At 43.3% G+C, this 21,681-nt stretch carries 16 protein-coding genes; 12 read left to right on the top strand and 4 right to left on the bottom strand.

Translation table 11 applies throughout. The features are described 5' to 3' along the window. The first annotated feature begins 162 nt into the window (after positions 1-162). The 9 genes from PR795_RS06325 to PR795_RS06285 all read left to right on the top strand — a co-directional run bounded on the left by PR795_RS06325 (position 163) and on the right by PR795_RS06285 (position 11,868). Positions 163-1,155 (top strand): substrate-binding domain-containing protein, encoded by a 993-nt coding sequence (locus PR795_RS06325; RefSeq protein ID WP_036963394.1) that lies wholly within the window; start codon positions 163-165, stop codon positions 1,153-1,155. A gap of 152 nt (positions 1,156-1,307) precedes the next feature. Beyond that, positions 1,308-2,813, top strand: a complete 1,506-nt coding sequence (locus PR795_RS06320) for a sugar ABC transporter ATP-binding protein (RefSeq protein WP_006658482.1) — start codon at positions 1,308-1,310, stop codon at positions 2,811-2,813. Beyond that, complete coding sequence (locus tag PR795_RS06315; protein ID WP_006658481.1) at positions 2,806-3,795, top strand: ABC transporter permease; 990 nt, start codon at positions 2,806-2,808, stop codon at positions 3,793-3,795. Before PR795_RS06320 ends, PR795_RS06315 begins: the two co-directional genes overlap by 8 nt. Before the next feature lie 13 nt (positions 3,796-3,808). Next, a complete protein-coding gene (locus PR795_RS06310) occupies positions 3,809-4,843 on the top strand; it encodes an ABC transporter permease (protein ID WP_006658480.1) in 1,035 nt (344 codons plus the stop codon). Between the two features lie 16 nt (positions 4,844-4,859). Further along, entirely contained in the window at positions 4,860-5,729 is an 870-nt protein-coding gene (locus PR795_RS06305) for an L-ribulose-5-phosphate 3-epimerase (protein ID WP_006658479.1), read from the top strand. Between the two features lie 10 nt (positions 5,730-5,739). Next, positions 5,740-7,212, top strand: a complete 1,473-nt coding sequence (locus PR795_RS06300) for an FGGY-family carbohydrate kinase (protein WP_181480331.1) — start codon at positions 5,740-5,742, stop codon at positions 7,210-7,212. Positions 7,213-8,199: 987 nt separating this feature from the next. Further along, complete coding sequence (locus tag PR795_RS06295) at positions 8,200-9,618, top strand: NAD(P)/FAD-dependent oxidoreductase (protein WP_006658476.1); 1,419 nt, start codon at positions 8,200-8,202, stop codon at positions 9,616-9,618. 84 nt (positions 9,619-9,702) lie between these two features. After that, positions 9,703-10,206: a RidA family protein gene (locus PR795_RS06290; RefSeq protein WP_006658475.1), complete on the top strand. Its 504-nt coding sequence runs from the start codon at positions 9,703-9,705 to the stop codon at positions 10,204-10,206. 195 nt (positions 10,207-10,401) lie between these two features. Further along, the gene (locus PR795_RS06285) at positions 10,402-11,868 is read left to right on the top strand and encodes a hypothetical protein (protein WP_006658474.1); all 1,467 of its coding nucleotides are present in this window, start codon (positions 10,402-10,404) and stop codon (positions 11,866-11,868) included. A gap of 37 nt (positions 11,869-11,905) precedes the next feature. Here PR795_RS06285 and PR795_RS06280 read toward each other — a convergent pair whose 3' ends face one another. The 4 genes from PR795_RS06280 to PR795_RS06265 are packed head-to-tail and all read right to left on the bottom strand — an operon-like array spanning position 11,906 to position 15,597. Further along, complete coding sequence (locus PR795_RS06280; protein ID WP_006658473.1) at positions 11,906-12,661, bottom strand: iron ABC transporter ATP-binding protein; 756 nt, start codon at positions 12,659-12,661, stop codon at positions 11,906-11,908. A 1-nt stretch (position 12,662) separates the two neighbouring features. Continuing rightward, on the bottom strand, positions 12,663-13,646 hold the full coding sequence (locus PR795_RS06275) for an iron chelate uptake ABC transporter family permease subunit (protein WP_006658472.1): 984 nt from the start codon (positions 13,644-13,646) through the stop codon (positions 12,663-12,665). After that, positions 13,633-14,595, bottom strand: a complete 963-nt coding sequence (locus tag PR795_RS06270) for an ABC transporter permease (RefSeq protein ID WP_006658471.1) — start codon at positions 14,593-14,595, stop codon at positions 13,633-13,635. Before PR795_RS06270 ends, PR795_RS06275 begins: the two co-directional genes overlap by 14 nt. 3 nt (positions 14,596-14,598) lie before the next feature. Further along, positions 14,599-15,597 (bottom strand): siderophore ABC transporter substrate-binding protein, encoded by a 999-nt coding sequence (locus PR795_RS06265; RefSeq protein WP_006658470.1) that lies wholly within the window; start codon positions 15,595-15,597, stop codon positions 14,599-14,601. A 204-nt stretch (positions 15,598-15,801) separates the two neighbouring features. On the opposite strand from PR795_RS06265, the gene PR795_RS06260 reads away from it, so the two are divergent. From PR795_RS06260 to glgX, 3 genes are all read left to right on the top strand, one after another. Next, the gene (locus PR795_RS06260; protein ID WP_272516739.1) at positions 15,802-17,475 is read left to right on the top strand and encodes an alpha-glucosidase; all 1,674 of its coding nucleotides are present in this window, start codon (positions 15,802-15,804) and stop codon (positions 17,473-17,475) included. Between the two features lie 278 nt (positions 17,476-17,753). Further along, positions 17,754-19,760: a 1,4-alpha-glucan branching protein GlgB gene (gene glgB, locus PR795_RS06255; protein ID WP_442959998.1), complete on the top strand. Its 2,007-nt coding sequence runs from the start codon at positions 17,754-17,756 to the stop codon at positions 19,758-19,760. Then, positions 19,747-21,678, top strand: coding sequence for a glycogen debranching protein GlgX (glgX, locus tag PR795_RS06250; RefSeq protein ID WP_272516738.1), 1,932 nt, complete (start codon positions 19,747-19,749; stop codon positions 21,676-21,678). The genes glgB and glgX overlap by 14 nt, the downstream gene beginning before the upstream one ends. Positions 21,679-21,681 lie beyond the last annotated feature (3 nt).

Genomic DNA, 21,681 nt, shown 5'->3' with positions numbered 1-21,681 from the left:
TATTTTAAATAAATGAATTACACCAGGCAGCAAAAAAACCTATTAATTAAATTAACGATTAATAGAAATTAATTATATCTATCTAATTAAACAAAACATTAACCCTATGTTGATGAGCATGGCTACATATGCGCATCATCTCTGAGGAATATAACGATGAATATGAAAAAATTAGTTTTACCTTGCTTAATGGGCGCAGCACTATTTTCCAACGTGGCAATGGCTGAATCTCAGAAAGCGCAGAAGCCATTTACTATGGGTGTCGTGGTGAAAGTTGGTGGTATTCCTTGGTTCAACGTAATGGAACAAGGGATCACCGAAGAAGGTCAAAAACTGGGTGTTAATGCATTTCAAGTTGGTCCAACAACCGCCGACCCTGCTGAACAAGTTCGTGCAATTGAAGATCTGATCGCGAAGAAAGTCGATGTCATCGGTGTTGTTCCTAATGATGCAAAAGTGCTTGAGCCTGTTTTAAAACGTGCCCAAGAAGCAGGCATCAAAGTGATCACTCACGAATCACCAAATCAAAAAAATGCAGATTGGGATTTCGAATTATTAGATACCCAAAGCATGGGGGCTAACCATATGAAAGATATGGCTGCATGCATGGGTGAAGAAGGTAAATACGCCATGTTCGTTGGTAGCTTAACAGTGCCATTAGTGAACGAATGGGCTGATGCTGCTATCGCTTACCAAAAAGCACACTATCCAAAAATGCAAATGGTCGATGATCGTTTCGGGGTTGCAGAATCCGTTGATGACTCCATGCGTACTGCAAACGACCTGCTCTCCAAGCATAAAGACCTGAAAGGCATCATGTCATTTGGTTCACAAGGTCCTATCGGTGCAGGACGTGCTATCGACAAACGCCGTAAAAATGCAGAAACCTGTGTATTTGGTACGTTCACTCCAGGTCAAGGCATTAAATTATTAGAAAAGGGTGCGATTGATGGAGGCTATATCTCTAACCCGAAAGTAGCCGGTCAAGTCTTCGTTCAAGTGGCTACCGCAATGATGAATGGTCAAGAGATCAAAGATGGCGTGAGCATTGGTGATATGGGTGAGATCAAAGTCAGTGGCAACACGATCCTCAGTGATAAGCCCGTTAACCTAAATATTGAAAACACCAAAAAGCTGGTTGAAGTCGGTCTGTAAGTTCGCTCTACATAATAAAAATACGATAACAGTATTCTTTTGTTCCACATAGTTTAAGTGACAACAACGTCGTGACTTTTCCCCCTTTAGGTCAGTTATGGCGTTTGTTGTCGCTCTGAATATGACGACACAGTCAACACCAGGACTCCACTATGACAGCCGAAAAAAACTCCCCTCTCATCACATTACGGGATCTTTCCAAAAGCTTTGGTGGTCATCGTGCATTACGCAATATCGACTTAACGCTGAACAAAGGTGAAGTTCACTGTTTAGCGGGCACCAATGGCTGCGGAAAAAGCACATTAATCAAAACCATCAGCGGCGTTTACGCTCCCGATGAAGGTAGCGAAATTGAAATCGATGGCAAGCGCTACACCCGTTTAACGCCGGACAAAGCCAGAGAGCTTGGCGTACAAGTTATCTACCAAGATTTATCTCTATTCCCTAATTTAACGGTGGCTGAAAACATCGCTTTTGAGCTAAACCTAAACGGTTATTTTGGTTGGTTCCAAAAGGGAAAAATTCGGGAAAAAGCGCTACAAATCCTCAAAGAACTTGAATTTACGATCGACCCAGACACACCAGTACAGTTCCTCCCTATCGCACAGCGCCAACAAGTCGCTATTTGCCGTGCGCTCGTGGCAGAAGCTCGCTTAGTGATTATGGATGAGCCAACTGCCTCATTGACACGCACAGAAGTAAATCAACTTCTCTCCACGGTGAATTATTTAAAAGATAAGGGCATCACCGTCGTTTTTGTGAGTCACCGATTAGAAGAAGTGAAAGAAATCTCAGATCGCATCACAGTGATCCGCGATGGACAAAAAATGGGGACGTGGCCAGCAGAGGATCTCACCACCCGAAAAATCACTGAGTTGATGACGGGACTCGACATTGTACATGAACGTAAGTTACCGAATAACGCGGAAGAAACTCATACGGTTCTAGAGCTGAAGAACCTCAGCCGTAAAGGGCAATATCAGAATATTTCCCTCTCGCTGAAACGAGGTGAAGTGCTTGGACTATGTGGGTTATTAGGCTCTGGTCGAACTGAACTCGCGCTATCTCTCTTTGGGATCACGCGCCCCGATAGCGGCGAAATGAGAGTAGAAGGCAAACCGATTATCTTCAAAAGCAATGCCCAAGCTATCAAGCATGGCATTGGCTATGTCTCTGAAGACCGGCTAACCCTTGGTGCCATTTTGCAGCAGTCAATCGCCGATAACATGGTAATTTCCATTTTAGATCGCTTGAAAACCCCTCTGCATCTAATTGACGAGCAAAAATGCCAACAAATCGTTCAAGAGTGGATTGCGGATTTAGATATTAAGGTCACGGATCCCAACAATGCCCTTTCCACCTTATCGGGGGGAAATCAGCAAAAAGTGGTGCTCGCTAAATGGATCCTAACTCGCCCCAAAGTGTTGATCCTCGATGCCCCAACCGTGGGAGTCGATATTGGTGCAAAAGACAGTATTTATAAGTTGATCCATCGCCTTTCTGGGGTTGGGATCGCCATTTTGTTGATCACGGATGAAGCTTCCGAAGCCTTTTACAACTGCGATCGCATTTTACATATGAAGCAAGGATCTATCGTCAAAGAAATTGTGACGGATTCCATGACTGAGCAACAATTGGAGGAAATCATCAATGACTAATTGGCAAAAACTTCGTCCACAGTCTGTTGAAGGCTGGTTAATCTGGGTGATCCTCGTGATGGTGGTATTTTTCACCTTAATGAGCCCACAATTTCTTACCATTCAAAACTTGCTCGACTTAAGTGAAAGCTATGCGGTCACGGGCATCTTTGCGCTAGGTCTATTCGTGGTACTGGTCACCGGAGGAATTGATATTTCCTTCGCCGCCGTTGCCTCGGTTGTCCAATATGTGATTGCCACTTTTTTACTACAAGGTTTACTCGAAAGCCCAACGCTTAGCATTGCTCTCGCCATCGTGATCGGGATTACCTTTGGTTTGATCAATGCAATTTTGATCTACTCCCTCAATGTAGTGTCGATCATTATCACCATCAGTATGCAATCTTTACTGTTCGGTATGCTGATGTGGCTAACCAACGGGCACAGTATCTACGACTTACCGGATTGGTGGGTGGATCCTGTGACCATCCTGCCTTTTGAAGTGGATGGTGAATATTACCAAATAGGCTTACCGCTCGTGGTGATGCTAGGCATCGCGTTTTTAACGTGGATTCTCATGAACAAAACCCACATTGGGCGCCAACTGTACGCGGTTGGTGGTAGCCAAGAATCGGCTTCACGTATTGGTATCCGTGTTTGGGTTATCTATCTGTTTGCTTACGGCTATCTTGGTGCTATGGCGGCGATTGGCGGCATGTTGCAAACCTACCGCATGAGTGAAGTTGTTCCAAGTGCACTGGTTGGTGGGGAATTGGATGTACTTGCAGCGGCGGTATTAGGGGGCGCAAGTTTATCCGGTGGCCGAGGGAGTGTGATAGGCACCCTCATGGGCGTTTTCCTCATCGGTATATTGAAAAACGGTCTGAACTTGATCGGGGTTTCTAACTACTTCGTCAATATCGTTATCGGGATGGTTATTCTTATCGCCATTTGTATTACTCACTACAAAAAGCGTAAAGAGACGGACGTAGGCTTTGTTTAACAGGAATATCACCATGAAAAAACAAGATTTTTTTAAAATTGATGGCTCTGTTATCGGACTGCTTTCAATCTTTCTTATCGCGATTGCGGCATTTAGTATCGCCATGCCAGGGCACTTTTTTACACAAAATACCTTTTTAAGTATTACGTTTCAATTGCCAGAGTTAGGTCTTCTGACCTTCGCCATGTTTGTTCCAATGCTAAGCGGTGGGCTAAACCTCGCCATTATTAGCACCGCCAACTTAACGGGCTTATTTATGGCTTGGGTGTTTATCAACTACCTGCCTGTTGATGCGGGTACGGGCACACAGCTAATGTGGTTGGTTTTTGCGTTAATCGGTGCAACCGTCATTGCGGTGATCATTGGTTGCCTCACTGGATTGATGATATCCCATATTGGGGCGCACCCTATTTTGGTGACTCTCGGCTCGATGACGATTATCAGTGGTATTGGGGTTTATCTCACAAAAGGCGCAGCGCTTAGCGGCATGCCCCCAATCGTTCGCGCAATTGGCTCTGATACTGTCTTCGGGATGCCTATTGCCATGATTATTTTCATTGTGACGGCGATTATTTTAGCGCTTTTCTTAGGACGTACACGCCTTGGGAAAAATATCTACATGAGCGGCAGCAACATCAATGCGACTTGGTTCAGTGGTGTGCGTACCGACCGCGTAATGATTGCCATCTATACCATTTCCAGTTTGCTGTGCGTGTTAGCAGGGCTGATCATGATGGCGCGTTTTAACTCCGCGCGTATGGGCTACGGTGACTCTTATTTACTGCTGACTATTTTAGCCATTGTTTTGGGCGGTACAAACCCGTTTGGCGGCGTCGGAAAAGTCAGCCGTGTATTCTGTGCACTGCTTGTTTTGCAAGTGATAGCAACGGGTCTAAGCCTGCTAGGCGTCAGCTTACACTTCAACCTTGCCGTTTGGGGCATCACCTTAATCCTCGCACTCGCCTTCAAATTCTTTAAAGAAAAATGGAGCGCTAAGCGTGCAATGACACGTAATCAGCGTCTCAACAAAGCATCCGTACAAAATTAACTGACAGGGAATACAGATGAATACTTCACGAAAAAATCCGATTGGTATCTACGAAAAAGCCCTTCCAAAGCACAGCAGCTGGAGCGAAAAATTAGCTATTGCGAAAGCCGCTGGATTTGATTTTGTTGAGATGTCTGTTGATGAAACGGATGAGCGTTTAGCGCGTTTAGATTGGAGCTTGGAACAACGCCTTGAAATTGTCGCCGCTATCCAGAAAACACAGGTACGCATTCCAACTATGTGTCTATCTGGTCACCGCCGTTTTCCATTTGGTAGCCATGATGAAAATACGCGTCAAAAAGCTCGTGAATTAATGACAAAAGCCATCAAATTGGCACAAGACCTTGGTATTCGTACTATTCAATTGGCTGGCTATGATGTGTATTACGAAGAACAAGATGAAGGCACCATTGCCCGCTTTGAAGAAGGCATGAAATGGGTCTCTGAAATTGCCGCGGCTTCTCAGGTGATGTGCGCCGTCGAAATCATGGATACACCATTTATGAATTCGATTACTAAATGGCAAGCCCTTGCCGATAAAATTCGCTCACCATGGTTCCAAGTGTATCCCGATGTCGGTAACTTAACCGCTTGGGGTAGTGATGTGGCTGCCGAGTTAACCAAAGGCATCGAAAATATTGTTGCTCTGCATCTGAAAGATACCTACGCCGTAACAGACAGTTGCAAAGGTCAATTCCGTGATGTGCCATTCGGCGAAGGGTGCGTGGATTTTGTAGCACTGTTCAAACAGCTTAAGCAGCTCAATTATCGTGGCACCTTCTTAATTGAAATGTGGACGGAAAAAGCCGATGAACCGCTGATTGAGATCATCAAGGCGCGCCATTGGATTGAAGATAAAATGCAACAAGCGGGCTGGGGAAATTAAGGAGCACACAATGAGCACATTTTTCATGGGTGTTGACCTCGGAGGCACCGTTATCAAAGCGGGGATCTACAGCCCTGATGGTCAAGAGATTGTCGTGGCTGAGCATCCTTTCCCAACAGAAAGCCCACAAGCTGGGTTCAGTGAACGCAATATGGAAACACTGTGGCAAGTCACCTGCGGCGTGATCCGTGAGGCCATAGTCAAAAGCCAGCTGCATGCCTCACAAATTGCGGGAGTGAGCTTTTCCTCTCACGGCAAAGGGTTGTATTTGCTAGACAAGCATGGAAAACCCGTCAGGAACGGGATCGTTTCTTCAGATTCCCGCGCACAGGCGATTGTTGACCAATGGCATCAAAATGGCACCGCAGAGCAAGCATACCCACTCAGCTTGCAGCAACTGTGGGCATCGCACCCAGTTGCACTGCTGAATTGGCTAAAACAACATGAGCCCGATAGCTACCGTGATGGCCGCTACGTTTTAATGGTTCACGACTATATTCGTTACCGGTTGACTGACCAGCTCACTTGTGAAGAAACCAATATTTCAGGTAGCCAATTATATAACCCAACCACATCCAGCTATGACCCTAGACTGTGTGAATTGTTTGGCATTGAAGAAGCTAATGAAAAATTAGCACCAGTTATCAACTCCGCACAATCGGCGGGTTGCGTCACCACCCAAGCAGCCAAAGATTGCGGTTTACAAGAAGGCACGCCCGTTTTTGGTGGTTTCTTTGATGTGGTCGGTGCGGCGTTATCATCCGGTGTCAGCCAAAAAGATAAGCTGAGCGCAGTGGCGGGAACCTGGACTATTTCAACACGGGTTTTCGACAAAATTATGCCTGCTGATTATCCTTATGTTTGGGGAAAATATTGTATTCCAGGCACCTATTTTGTCCACGAAGGAAGCCCAACCTCCGCCAGTAATCTAGCTTGGTTTACACGACATTTTTTCAACCAACGCTTGCAGGATTATAACGTGCTTAACGCATGTGTTGCGGAAGGTGCAACTCGGCAGAATGACATCCTGTTTTTCCCTTGGCTGTATGGTTCCAATTATCACAGCAACCTGCATGGTGGATTGCTTGGTTTAAGCTCTCATCACACTGAGGGGGATATCGCTTACGCGATTTACCAAGGAATAGTGTTCTCTCATCTACTGCATCAAGATCGTATTGTAGGTATCGATAATTGCACTCAAGCTATCCGCTTTACTGGCGGACCGACTAACTCTGCGCTGTGGATGCAGATGTTCTGTGATGCAAGCAATTTACCACTAGAAGTTGTCGATGTTCAGCAATCAGGTTGCCAAGCGGCAGCACTATGTGCCGCTGTCGGCTCCGGCTATTACACTGGATTTGATGCTGCGATTTCATCCAGCACCCCAAAAATCACAGCATATCAGCCAAGCCAAGCGGCTCACGTACAGTTACGGGATAAGTTTGCCCGCTTTAAAGCGGTAGCAGATGCATTGAGCCAATAACGTCAAAAATACCTCCCAAATTCGTCACATGACGAAGGTAGGAGGTATTTTTACCTGCCATAAGCCCTCCAATGGCACCTCCTCTTATATATATTATTTCGTTACTCAAAATTTCATTTACCAATTTAACATTTTATTAACTAATTTTTTGTAAGTTTAAAAAGTACTCAAATGTTAAATAGCGAAATAAAGCGAAATTTTCCTAATTAATTTATTCGACCAAATAATAATCGAAATAGAAAAATAAATTTCCTTTCAATATAAAAAATGAAAATGCAGAAATTACGCATAAAAAAATATTACTGTGAGTCAGATCAATAATCCCAAATTAAACGTGATTAATTAGCAACCAAATGCTCAGAAATTGGATTTTTTCCATATTTTGATTAAGTCTGGAAAGTCAGTAAAAATATCTAACATATATTTGACCGATTGTGCTAAAAAATGAGCACTTAAATTTAAAGTTAAATTTTTCATATAGATACAAACAAAAAATATCATAAAAAAAAGAAATCACTGAAGAAGAGTCGTTAATATGCATTTTCATTAAAAATAAATTAATTGGTTGAAAATACATCAAGTGATGATTAAATAACTAAAAAATTTAACTTAATATTTATTTTATGTCTCAAAAAAAATAATCTGACTTAATCAAAATTTAGCATAATCAACTAAGAATGATTATTTAATATTTTTCCAACCCACCCAACGAAATAATTAACTTATCTAAAATAAATCTATTTACACCTGTACACTTTTTCTGACATTAACAATTAAATTTCACTATTTATGCTATTTAAAAAATAAGCCAAATTGCGACAAACCCCCAACAACACTGACCAGATCAAATAATTCATTCATACATTTCACTCAAATTTATTAACAAGTACTAACCATACTTAACAATTTCAAAATATATGATAAGATCATTATCTCAATTTGAAATTATTTACTATATAAAAAACAAGATTGTTATTGAGGTTATAGATGAAAATCTCGAGAAGAAAACTATTATTAGGGGTTGGTGCTGCTGGTGTGATTGCTGGGGGCGCAGCTGTTGTCCCTATGATCCGCAGAGAAGGTCGTTTTGAATCTACTCAGTCTCGCGTACCTGCGGTTGCTGGTACAGAAGGTAAATTACCTGCGTCAGCTGATGCAGTAGTTATCGGAGCGGGTCTTCAAGGGATCATGACTGCGATTAACCTGAAAGAACGTGGCTTAAACGTTGTTATCTGTGAAAAAGGTGTTGTGGGCGGTGAACAATCTGGCCGTGCATATAGCCAAATCATCAGCTACAAAACCTCCCCAGCTATTTTCCCTTTACACCACTACGGAAAAATTCAATGGCTCGGCATGAACGAAAAAATCGGCGCTGATACCAGCTACCGCGTTCAAGGTCGTGTTGAAGTTCCTTCAAGCGAAGAAGATCTGGAAGTTTCAAGAGCGTGGATCAAATCTGCGTCTGAAAACCCAGGTTTCGATACCCCGCTGAGAACCCGTATGATCGAAGGTCAAGAACTGGCTAATCGTCTGGTTGATGCTCAAACTCCATGGAAAATTGGTGGCTTTGAAGAAGATTCTGGTAGTCTTGACCCAGAAACTGTTACCCCAGCAATGGCTAACTACGCAAAATCAATTGGCATTCCAATTTACCTAAATTGCGCAGTTCGTGGCTTAGAAACCGCCGGCGGTAAAATTTCTGACGTTGTGACTGAAAAAGGCGCAATCAAAACCTCTCAAGTCGTTCTGACTGGTGGTATCTGGTCACGTCTGTTCATGGGTAACTTAGGTGTTGATGTCCCTACTCTGAACGTTTACCTGTCTCAACAGCGTATTACTGGTGTTCCAGGCGCACCAAAAGGTAACGTTCACCTGCCAAACGGTATCCACTTCCGTGAACAAGCAGACGGTACTTACGCAGTTGCACCACGTATCTTCACCAGCTCTATCGTGAAAGACAGCTTCCTGTTAGGGCCAAGATTCCTGCACGTATTAGGCGGTGGTGAATTACCATTAGAATTCTCTCTTGGTAAAGACCTGTTCAACTCATTCACAATGGCAACATCTTGGAACTTAGACGAGAAAACACCATTTGAAGAGTTCCGTACAGCAACCAACACACCAAACAATGAACATTTAGATGGCGTGCTGGAAAGACTGAGAAAAGAGTTCCCAGTATTTAAAGAATCTAAAGTTGTCGAGCGTTGGGGTGGCACTGTTTCTCCGACTGATGATGAGATTCCAATCATTTCTAAAGTTGAACAATACCCAGGTCTGGTTATCAATACCGCGACTGGTTGGGGTATGACTGAAAGCCCGGCGGCTGGTCGATTAACGGCTGAATTGTTAATGGATGAAAAAACCTTTATCGATCCGACGCCTTATAAACTGTCTCGTTTTAACTAATTAAGACGAAACACTATTAAATTGAACCTATTAAATACTTAACAGTCTTAATAGGTTCTTATTCACATATATAATGGAGTTATTATGAGCTACAAAACTTTACTGCTTTCTTTACCTTTAGTTTTAGGTGTAGCAACTGCAAATGCAGCAGATGATGTGAAACGTGTTCCAGTTAAAGGTTTTCCAATTGCTGAATCCGTAGAAATCGGCGCAGGTAACAGCATCATCTTCCTGAGCGGAAAAGTCCCTGCTAAAATCTCTAAAGATGCTCCAGAAGGCGTTTTAGAATCTTACGGTAATACCGAAGCGCAAACACTCAGCGTCCTGAACCAAATTCAAGCAAACCTAAAAGAAATGGGTCTGACTATGAATGACGTTGTTAAAATGCAAGTTTTCTTAGTGGGTGGTGACGAAACTAAAGGAACTATGGACTTCGCTGGCTTCATGGCTGGCTACAACAAGTTCTATGAAACTGAAAAAGTGACTAATCTGCCAGCTCGCTCTACCTTCCAAGTCGCTAAACTGGCTAACCCAGCTTGGAGAGTGGAAATTGAAGTTACAGCAGTTCGTCCAGCAGCTAAAAAATAATTTTTAACTGACAACGAATTCCTAAAACGGCCGACTATTTATTTCCGCTTTGGCTTGGAAGTAAACCTTAGCGGCCGTTTTTGTTTCCTTTCTCTTTTATTCCCATTACTATTATTCTTCTTTGATAAATACTTATATCGAATTCACCGCCTATATACTTACAGTTAGGGCATACTGAGCACCAGTAGGAAGAATATGATTAAAGAATCTCTGAAGATCCATGGAAAAAAACAGTTTGAAATCAAACAGCAGGTTTTTTTTCCTCGAAAATCCAAAGAGATCCGATACCAAGTTGAGACTTTCTTTTTTCTTCCTGCATCGATGCAAGTTAACCCTGATCTCTACACTGCCTCAAACCTTCAGCGCAGTTTAAAAAACTATATTCGTTTACGGGCACCTACGGTTCAATTGTCCTCTATCCCCGCAGAGAATGGATTAGTCGATGAATTAAAAAGCTGGTTAGAGCGACTCGACCCAGAATTACCCCCAACATTAGATGAATACGAAAACCACCTAAAACGCTTCGCGCTTACCTTTAAGCGTAGTGTCAGACTCACGCTAAAAATGGTCGCTCAAAACGCGCAGAGGCAAACTGAAGAGTACATAACGGGGTTATTAGCCGACATTGAGCATGGGCTTAAGCGCTATCGTGAACTGAGTACTTACACCGCTCCGATTGAAAATATTATTCACTCTAACGCATTCGCGTATTGCGATGAATTTATGTCTCATTACACGTTGTTTTACTTGCACGATTTATTAAAAGAGAAACAACTTCCTCTGCGCGATGAAATTCGTCATCTGTGGTATCAAGAAATGCGTTATCTGAAAAAGCTGGCTCCCGATAACTTTCCTCACGATGAAAATGATGCAGAAATGGTGACCTATCGGCGCAATTTGCTGAAGAAATATATTAACCGCTACCTCTATTTAGACATTCGTCATAAGCGAGGACTCCCTCTACTTTTACACTCAATTTATGGTATCGCCGCCGCAATTTCGATGGTATTCGCTACATTTATTGCATTTATGTGGCAAGGAAAATATGGGGCACTTAGCGCGAATTTATTCTTGGCAATGGTCATTGGTTATATCTTTAAAGACCGTTTAAAAGAGATTGGACGTGAACAACTGTATCGTTTGTTCCAACGTTGGATACCCGACCGCCAGCTACGTATTTATCGTGAAGGCGTCAAAGAGCCCGTCGGGATATGTAAAGAGTCATTCCGTTTTCTAAAAGAGAGCACCCTCTCACCCGACATTCACGAGATGCGCCAAAAATCCCACTGGGTAAATTTGATCAATGTGCAGCGGGTTGAAGACATTTTGTATTATCGAAAAGATGTAACCCTGCACAGCCACTCCGCGGCGTTTATGCAGACTCAATCTTCCATTGTGGATATTACGCGGGTCAATATTTCGGATTTCCTGAAATATATCGATATTAGCTATGAAGAGTTAATGGTTAACGATGATGAGCCAGCCATCATTGGCGAGAAGGTTTACCATATCTACCTTTGCCGCCGCGTCATCATGAATAAAAAAGCTTACAATGAGCTGGCTCGGTTAGTGGTAAATGCAGATGGCATCAAACGCTTGGAAATTCTTCAGCCACTTGATGAATTAGACAGCGACGAAGATATTACTATTCCGCCACAATAAAACACCGCTCCAATATCGCCTATTGGAGCGGATATCACTAGTAATACAGTGCGATACGTTGCCCATCGAGCTCTTTGACTTCAAGAGGCGTATCAAAAATTTCCTCTAAAATCTCAGACTTCATGATCTCTTCCGGTGCACCATGATAAGATAAACGCCCATTTCTCAGCGCCACAATATAATCCGAATAAACGGAAGCGAAGTTAATATCGTGGATCACCAGAATGATGGTTTTACCCAGCTCGTCAGCAGCACGGCGCAATAATTTCATCATAATCACCGCATGCTTCATGTCTAAGTTATTCAGCGGTTCATCTAGCAGCACATATTCCGTATCTTGGCATAATACCATCGCCACGTAAGCACGCTGGCGCTGACCACCCGATAACTCATCAAGGTAACGATGACGAAATTCGGTTAAATTCAAAAACGCCAAAGACTCATCGATTTTCTTTTTATCATCCAGAGTTAGGCGCCCTTTGGTATATGGGTAGCGCCCAAAACCCACCAGCTCTTCCACCGTTAAACGGCTAGCGAACTGGTTTTCTTGGCGAAGCACCGATAAGCAGGTTGCAAGCTTGTCACTAGGTGTTGTCGACACATCGAGTTCGTTTACTTTGACATAACCATGGTCCGCCGATAATAAGCGACCAATGATCGATAATAGCGTTGATTTTCCTGCACCATTTGGACCAATGATTGAAGTAACACCACTATTTTTAATACTGGCAGTGACGTTATCTAAGACCTTAGTATCTTGATAACTTTTCGATATCTGATGAATTTCAATCATACTAAAACCTTCTTAACACCATATAAATAAAGAATATTCCGCCAACAAACTCCAGCACCACAGACAGAGTTCCGGCTTTATTTAATCCATATTCAAGAACCAGCTGCCCACCGACTAAAGCGATGACACCCAGCAAGAAAGAGACGGGCAGTAAATAACGATGCTGACTACTACCTGCAATATAGTAAGCCAAGTTTGCTACCATCAACCCGAGAAATGTTAGTGGTCCCACTAGCGCGGTAGAAATCGCCACTAAGACAGAAATCAGCAATAAAATGACCGTGACTTGCTGGCGATAGTTAATCCCTAAGTTCACCGCATTGGCTTGCCCCAGTGCTAACACATCGAAGCAGTAACGCATGCGCCAGAGTAGAATTCCCACAATCACCGTAATCACGAGTGTGAAGAGAATCAGCTCAGGCGTACCTCTAGTGAATGTCGCAAACATCCGGCTTTGTAGAATGGAAAACTCATTAGGATCCATTAAGCGCTGTAGCAACGTCGCCACACTACGAAACAGCGTACCGAGAATAATCCCCACCATCAAAACAAGGTTGATATTCATTTTGACGGAGATAAATAACCAGCGATACAGCAGCACAGAGAAGATAACGAGCAGCGACGATTCCAGCAAAAACTTACCAATATTCAATAACCATGATGCCGGGAAGCTATCGGTATAAAACACAAAGATAGTTTGCAGCAGAATAAACAGTGCCTCTAAACCCATAATAGACGGGGTAAGAATTTTGTTATTCGCGATAGTCTGGAACAGAACCGTCGAAACACCTGAGCCAAACGCCACAATAATCATCGTCAGTACGATATAACCACGATGAGGCAGAATGTAAGCTAAATTGCTGCCCAAATTAATGGTCATATACAGAATGATCGACAGCACCGACAGCGCAGCCAAAAGACCAATACGCTGCATGGGTGAGAAGGTTCTCTTCACGGGCAAACTTAATGAATTAACTTTTTCCATAACGCTGATGCTTTAACAAGAGATAAAGGAAGATAACCGCACCCACAACACCTAGAATCACGCTTGCAGGGATTTCAAACGGATAGCGAATTAAGCGACCAATAATGTCGCATAACAGCACCAGTCCACCACCAGCTAAGCAGATCCATGGGATAGTTTTACGAATATTGTCCCCCATCACTAAGCTGATAAGGTTCGGTACGATCAATCCTAAGAAAGGTAATGCGCCAACCACCACCACCACGACACCACTGATCAATGCAATGATAGATAACCCGATGGTCATGACTTTTTGATAATTTAAGCCGACGTTAACAGAAAACTCACGCCCCATACCTGCCACAGTGAAGCTATCTGCGATTAAACAAGCAGCCAGTGTCAAGCCACCAACCAGCCATAGCAGCTCATAGCGACCTTGCAAAATACTAGAGAAATCGCCACTCATCCATGCACTAAGAGACTGAAGCAAGTCAAAATAATACGCGGTAAAAATAGTGAGTGCGCTGATCACAGCCCCAAGCATAATGCCGACTAAAGGGACAATCAGGGCGGACTTCAGAATAATCCGTCGTAAAATCAGCATGAACAATGCGGTACCTAACAACGCAAAACCACTCGCAACCACCATTTTGGTCATGATAGAGGCCGTTGGATAGAGGATCATCACGAACAGTAAGCCAAGGCTTGCGGATTGTGTTGTACCGGCAAGGGAAGGTTCAATAAAGCGGTTTTGCGTGAGTAACTGCATAATGAGCCCCGCGACACTCATGGCGCTCCCAGCGAGGATCAGCGCGGCAGTGCGAGGAATTCGGCTCACAAAAAAGATATCTTGCATCTCGGGATCGGTGAAAAGCGAAACGGGTGACACGTCACCCGCTCCAATAAACAAGCTTAATACCGCTAATACCAATAACGCGAGAATACCAAAAGAAAGATAAAGCGTTTTCATTGATTAATTCGTTTTGTTCTTCTCTAAAGCTTTGTTTACATCATCCATTAACTGGGAATAAGTTTGGATACCACCCGCAATGTAGACTGATGAGGAATCTAAATAAGCTACTTGTCCTTTTTGCCATGCAGACGTTTTTCTCACTAATGCGTTGTCTAATACATCCGCAGCAGGTTGTGCATCTTTTGCACCGATAGCGCCATCACGGTCAATCACAAATAACCAGTCTGGGTTCAGTTTTAATAACAATTCTGAATTCACGATATTACCGTGACGACCAGTATCTTCTGTGAAGACATAAGCTGGTTCAAAACCTAATACATCAAAAATAAAGCCAAAACGAGAACCTGGACCGTAAGCAGAAATTTTACCGCCACTGACTAAGATCACCATGGCTTTACCCGCACTTGGGGCTTTACCTTTGATATCATTAATTTTGTTTTTGAAGTCAGTCACGACTTTATCCGCTTCGGCTTCTTTACCAAATAAAGAACCCAGCAGAGTCGTACGTTCAATCAGGCTATCAATAAAATGTTTGTTATCAATATCCAAAGAAATAGTTGGTGCGATACCGTTTAATTTATCGTAAGCATCACGAGCACGGCTACCACCTAAGATCACATCAGGCTTTGCACTGCTGATCGTTTCATATGCAGGTTCAAATAAGCTTCCACCATTAACATATTCTGAGGTGCTATATTTTTCTAAAAATTTAGGAAAATGGGCGTTAGTTTGTGGGACACCAATTACCGGAATACCTAGCGCATCAATGATATCTAGCGTTTCCATGTTCATCACAAATGCACGTTGTGGGTGGCTAGGAATTTCAGTCTTGCCTTGAGCATGTTCTACGACAATCGTTTGTTTTTCAGTTGATTGCTTTTCTGTTGTTTGCTGCTCAGTTGTTGGTGCCGCACCTTGTGTTTGCTTAGCGTCATCACAGCCAGCTAATGCAACAACAGATAATAAGGCAAACCCTGAAACTAATGATTTTGCGAACATCTAAATTCCTCCACCTTTCAATGTGATTATCGTTAGCCACGTTACCCATGACCCGAAGATGGCGAATATCTTACATGAAACATAGCGCTAATGATATTAGTTTGCATTTGCATTTCGAAAAACAATGATGTATCGCACAAAAACACACATTGCCTATATTTAAATCACCTTACTGTTACCTCGTTTTGATTAAGGAGAACGCAAATGACTCAAGCATGGTGGAAATCCGCTGTGGTATACCAAATCTATCCAAAAAGCTTTTATGACTATAATGGCGATGGCATCGGCGATCTGGCGGGTATCACCGCCAAGCTCGATTACATCCAATTCTTGGGCGCTAACGTCATTTGGTTGTGCCCTATTTTTGAATCGCCAATGAAAGACAATGGCTATGACATTGCTAACTATGATTGTGTCGACCCCATTTTTGGCGATAACGACGACCTTGATGAACTGATACGTCAAGCCGCGCAGCGAGGGATTAAAATACTATTAGATTTGGTGCTCAATCACTCTTCTAACCAACACCCGTGGTTTAAAGCCGCACTTGCCGATCCTCAAAGCCCGTATGCAGGTTACTATCAATTTATCGAGTGGGATCATCCTACACCTCCGAATAATTTACGGACGTATTTTGATTGCCCTGTTTGGACGCAGGTTCCCAATAGCACGCGCTGGTACTTTAATTCGTTTGGTCCTGAGCAGCCTGATCTCAACTGGGAAAATCCACAATTACGCAAAGAAATTATTCAGATGATTAATCGTTGGATAGCCAAAGGTGTTGCAGGGTTCCGTATTGATGCCATTGGAAATATTAAAAAATCCACTGAAGCACTTTCACCTCATCAATTCCCTGCAGATCGCGAAGATGGTTCCGCCTCTTTAGTTCCTTGGGTCGTCAATCAGCCAGGGATCCATGATTTTTTAAAGGAACTCGCCTGCCAAACGTTCCATCCCGCCAATGTCATGACCGTTGCCGAAATTGATGTTCCTCCACATGACTTAGTCGACTATATCGGTGAAGATGGCGCATTTTCCATGGTATTCGACTTTAGTATTGCAGACCTCGATATTGCAAAGCAGCCTCCTTTTTCCATTTCTCCAATCACCGCTGAGCGTTTAAAACCCGTATTTTTCAACAGCCAGCTAACAACTCAGCAAGTAGGCTGGGGTGCGCCTTATTTAGAAAATCATGATCAGCCACGCTCACTGAATAAGTTTCTAAACCAGCATGCTAAAAATCCATTTGCGGTGAAAATGTTGGCCACTTTCTTACTGACTCAGCGTGGAACACCATTCATTTATCAGGGGCAAGAAATTGGCATGACTAACTGCCCAATGACTTTAGATGAGCACGATGACCTCCACCTCTTCAAACTTTACCAATGGGGCAAGCATCAAGGGTACAGCGAGCCCACTATGATGAGGTATTTTGACCAACGCAGCCGTGACAACGCACGAACTCCCTTCCAATGGAATAACGCATCACAGGCTGGATTCACGACGGGAACCCCATGGCTAAAAGTCAATCCTAACTACCCTGAAATCAATGCCGCAGCTCAGCAACAGGAGCCGGATTCACTGTTTGCATTTTACCAACAGTTAATTCACCTTCGCCGCCATTCCGTCATTAGCCCCATTTTAGTAGACGGTGAATTTTCAGCGATTGATGCCCCCGCATCCGTGATAGCTTATCGTCGAACGCTAAATTCGCACTCGATTGATATCTATTGTAATTTTAGTGATAAGCCTCAGCCTATTCGCCAAAATTACGCTAAGGTACATTTAAATAACATGGCGACAATTAGCGACCACAATCAGCAAATTATCTTACAACCCTATCAATCAATAATTTTTGAGGTAGAGAAAAGTGAATAATTAAATACCCCACTCATAATCAGTGTAATTAAAGATATATTTTCACCCGTAAATTTGAAATAGCGCATAGTCGGGTGATATATCTAAAATAATGATTTTAATTACGGTGAATATTATTAATTGATAACTTAATAATACTATTAAAAAACAAATTAAATCATTGTTATTTAAGGAATTAAATTCAATCCAAAGCTAAATATGTGAAGCCTATCAAATACAAATTAAATAATTTAAGTAAAGTCTAAACAGCTCACTTTACTTTTTTTAAGGTTATTTATTTGCCAAATAAAAATTATGACGTTATTCCAAGAATAACTTCACGGTGTCGTACTGCGAATATTTCAGACGCAGAGACCCAAACAATTCACAAGCACACTGATGGCTTTGGCACACTCATTCGAGACATAGATGGTTGGCTACTGGCAGAAGGCACCCATCTACGTCCCTATGAATGTCTTGGTGCCCACCCTATCAACTTCGACGGTGTTGATGGGGTGATTTTTTCTGTTTGGGCGCCCAATGCTCAACGTGTTGCTGTTATTGGAGAATTTAACCAATGGGATGGACATATTCATCCAATGGTATTGCGTCATGAGGTGGGGATTTGGGAACGGTTCATCCCAGAGGCTCAGATTGGGCAATCTTATAAATATGAACTGCAAGATAGCCGAGGCTATCGGCGAATAAAAGCAGACCCTTACGCGATAAAAAGTGTGCTGTTTCCCCATGTAGAATCCGTGGTGACCTTACTGCCTAAAAAATATATTCAGCCACAGTCGACCTTGGCATCAGCACCATTATCAGCACCAATTTCTATTTATGAAGTTCATTTAGGCTCATGGCGTCGACACAAGCACAATAATGGCTGGCTAAGCTATCGACAATTGGCGGAACAACTCATTCCTTATGTCGCCGAAATGGGCTTTACCCACCTTGAGTTTTTGCCTATCAGCGAACATCCCTTTGATGGCTCTTGGGGTTACCAGCCCATTGGATTGTATTCCCCAACTTACCGTTTTGGCAGCGTGGATGATTTTCTCTATCTGATTCAAACTGCTCACCAATATCACCTCAAGGTCATTCTTGATTGGGTACCTGCGCATTTTCCCACGGATGAATATGGATTAGTGCAATTCGATGGCACTGCACTCTATGAATACGCTGATCCTCGTGAAGGCATTCATCAAAATTGGCATACGCTGATTTATAACTACAGCCGCTATGAAGTGGCTAATTTTTTGGCAGGTAATGCCTTGTATTGGATTGAACGTTTTGGGATTGATGGGTTACGTGTCGATGCGGTTAGCTCGATGATTTATCGAGATTACAGCCGCAAAGAGGGAGAATGGATTCCTAATAAATGGGGAGGGAAAGAGAACCTCGAAGCTCTCGATTTTTTACGCTATACCAATCAAATCATCAAAGAAAATTGCCCTCATGCGCTAATGATAGCGGAAGAATCGACGGCATTTCCCCTCGTCACTAGTTCCGTAAAAAAACAGGGCTTAGGTTTTGATTTTAAATGGGATTTAGGTTGGATGCACGATACGCTCAGCTATATGTCCCTTGACCCAATCTACCGCCAATACCACCACCAACAAATGACCTTTGGTATGTTTTACGCCCACAATGAACACTTCGTTTTACCCCTTTCTCACGATGAAGTGGTACATGGAAAAGGGTCACTGCTGAACAAGATGTCCGGTGATACATGGCAAAAGTTTGCCAATCTACGAGCTTATTACGGGTTTATGTGGGGGCATCCGGGTAAAAAGTTGTTGTTTATGGGAGGCGAGTTCGCACAAGAGCGAGAATGGGACCATGACACAGGTCTTGATTGGCACCTATTAGAGCCCGAACATGATGGCTGGCACACGGGTGTACAACGCCTTGTTCGTGATTTAAACCATTGCTATCGCCGCTATCGCGCACTGCACCAGCTCGATTATTCTTCATGGGGTTTTGAATGGTTAGTCGTTGATGATCATCAAAACTCTGTATTTGCTTTCATACGCCGAGATGCCAACAACCATGAAATTCTGGTTGTGGCAAATTTCACCCCGATTGTTCGACATAATTATCGTATTGGCGTGCACCATCCGGGCCATTATCAAGAGATCATCAATACAGATTCCCATTATTATCGCGGCAGTAACGTGGGTAATCGAGGCGCCATTTCAACCCAAGCAATTGCCTCTCATGGCAAAGAATATTCTCTGAATTTAGTTCTCCCTCCTCTCGCCACCTTGTACTTAAAACGGGAGCAGACTAATGACGACATTTAATTTTCACCAAGGTCAGCCTTACCCTCTTGGTAGCCATGTTGATGAGCATGGTGTGAATTTTGCGGTATACAGCGAGCATGCAGAACACATTGATCTTTGTGTATTGAACCCTTTCGGCGACGAAACTCGATATCCTCTCCATCAAGGGGATAACCACATTTGGCACGGTTATTTAGCTGGAGCAAAAACGGGTCTGCATTATGGGTACCGCGCCAGAGGAAAATGGGTGCCGCTAATAGGATTACGTTTCAATCATCATTGCCTACTGATTGATCCTTACAGCCGAGCCCTAACCGATAAGCAATCCCCTTACTCCATCGTTAATCACGAGCCTTATGACTGGCGAGATGATATTCGCCCCAACACCCCGTGGTCTAACACCGTCATTTATGAGGCTCATGTTCGCGGGCTCACGCAATTACACCCTGATATTCCCTCAACATTGCGTGGTAGCTACGCCGCGATTGCTCAACCTTGCATTATTCAGCATTTAACGAATCTCGGGATCACCGCACTTGAACTACTTCCAGTGCAATTTCATCTTGATGAACCCCATTTACAAGCCCGTCAATTAACGAATTATTGGGGTTATAACACTCTCGCACCATTTGCCATTGAACCTCAATACTGGTCTGGGCTCGAAGGCTCTACACCCTTAAGTGAATTTCGCAATATGGTTAAGACGTTACACCGCGCAGGTATCGAAGTTATCCTCGATATCGTCTTTAATCATACTGCCGAACTCGATGACTCAGGACCCTGCTTATCTTTTAGGGGATTAGATAATCCCACCTATTATTGGTTAAATCATCGTGGGGAATATCTCGATTGGACGGGCTGCGGCAATACCCTGAAATTAGACCATTCCGCTGCCATTCAATGGGTGTTGGATTGCCTGCATTTTTGGGCTATTGAATGCCATGTTGATGGATTTCGCTTTGACTTAGCCAGCGTGCTTGGAAGAACACCAATATTTAACTCACACGCTTCATTACTCAATGCCATCACTCAAGACCCTATACTCAATCAGCTGAAACTGATTGCTGAGCCGTGGGATCTCGCCAGTGATGGCTATCAATTGAGTCAATTTCCCAGCCCTTTTGCTGAATGGAACGACCGCTTTCGCGAAGATATCCGACGCATTGTTTTGCATCAGGATGTTCCTATTGGCATCTTGGCAAGCCGATTAGCCGGTTCACGGGATTGCTTTTTTCAACCTCACCATTCTAGTTTTGTCTCCATTAATTACATCACCGCACACGATGGCTTTACGCTACGGGATCTTGTCAGTTTCAATCACAAGCATAACGAGGCTAATCATGAAAACAATCAAGATGGTCACGACCACAACAACAGTCACAATCATGGTTTTGAAGGGCTCAATGCCCCAGAGGAGATTCTTGTTGAGCGCCAACAGAGTCAGCAACATTTGTTAAGCTTGCTTTTATTGTCACTCGGAACCCCCATGTTACGCGCAGGAGATGAACTAGGGCACAGCCAACAAGGCAACAATAACGCCTATTGCCAAGATAACCCAATCAGTTGGATCAATTGGCAAGAAGCCGATAAGAACCTGATGGCATTTACGACTCAATTGATCGCCTTACGTCAACAAATTCCCGCACTTATATCAAGGGAATGGTGGCACTCTTTAGCTCCCAACAAAACCGTTGAATGGCTGAATGCACAAGGTATGCCGGTCACTCTTGAGCAGTGGCAGCACTCGTATCCACTACAAGTATTACTGTCAGGGCAATGGCTGTTACTCATAAATTTTACTGAACAACCTCATGAGATGACGCTTCCCCAAGGGGATTGGCAAATTGTTGCCCCTTTTCATCATCATTCACTCAGCCCCATTCCCCCAAAAACCTTCGTGGTTATGCAACGCCACAGATTTTTGCCAAGCGCTTATTAAGGA

It is taken from the genome of Providencia sp. PROV209, assembly GCF_028479485.1.
Lineage (GTDB): Bacteria > Pseudomonadota > Gammaproteobacteria > Enterobacterales > Enterobacteriaceae > Providencia > Providencia alcalifaciens.
The sequence above is the reverse complement of the archived record's forward strand: the minus strand, read 5'-3'. Positions and strand labels throughout refer to the sequence as shown.

Bases quoted from the DNA above. Each gene is read 5' to 3' on its own strand.
- PR795_RS06325 (WP_036963394.1), top strand. From the start codon at position 163: ATGAAAAAATTAGTTTTACCTTGCTTAATGGGCGCAGCACTATTTTCC.
- PR795_RS06320 (WP_006658482.1), top strand. From the start codon at position 1,308: ATGACAGCCGAAAAAAACTCCCCTCTCATCACATTACGGGATCTTTCC.
- PR795_RS06315 (WP_006658481.1), top strand. From the start codon at position 2,806: ATGACTAATTGGCAAAAACTTCGTCCACAGTCTGTTGAAGGCTGGTTA.
- PR795_RS06310 (WP_006658480.1), top strand. From the start codon at position 3,809: ATGAAAAAACAAGATTTTTTTAAAATTGATGGCTCTGTTATCGGACTG.
- PR795_RS06305 (WP_006658479.1), top strand. From the start codon at position 4,860: ATGAATACTTCACGAAAAAATCCGATTGGTATCTACGAAAAAGCCCTT.
- PR795_RS06300 (WP_181480331.1), top strand. From the start codon at position 5,740: ATGAGCACATTTTTCATGGGTGTTGACCTCGGAGGCACCGTTATCAAA.
- PR795_RS06295 (WP_006658476.1), top strand. From the start codon at position 8,200: ATGAAAATCTCGAGAAGAAAACTATTATTAGGGGTTGGTGCTGCTGGT.
- PR795_RS06290 (WP_006658475.1), top strand. From the start codon at position 9,703: ATGAGCTACAAAACTTTACTGCTTTCTTTACCTTTAGTTTTAGGTGTA.
- PR795_RS06285 (WP_006658474.1), top strand. From the start codon at position 10,402: ATGATTAAAGAATCTCTGAAGATCCATGGAAAAAAACAGTTTGAAATC.
- PR795_RS06280 (WP_006658473.1), bottom strand. From the start codon at position 12,661: ATGATTGAAATTCATCAGATATCGAAAAGTTATCAAGATACTAAGGTC.
- PR795_RS06275 (WP_006658472.1), bottom strand. From the start codon at position 13,646: ATGGAAAAAGTTAATTCATTAAGTTTGCCCGTGAAGAGAACCTTCTCA.
- PR795_RS06270 (WP_006658471.1), bottom strand. From the start codon at position 14,595: ATGAAAACGCTTTATCTTTCTTTTGGTATTCTCGCGTTATTGGTATTA.
- PR795_RS06265 (WP_006658470.1), bottom strand. From the start codon at position 15,597: ATGTTCGCAAAATCATTAGTTTCAGGGTTTGCCTTATTATCTGTTGTT.
- PR795_RS06260 (WP_272516739.1), top strand. From the start codon at position 15,802: ATGACTCAAGCATGGTGGAAATCCGCTGTGGTATACCAAATCTATCCA.
- glgX (WP_272516738.1), top strand. From the start codon at position 19,747: ATGACGACATTTAATTTTCACCAAGGTCAGCCTTACCCTCTTGGTAGC.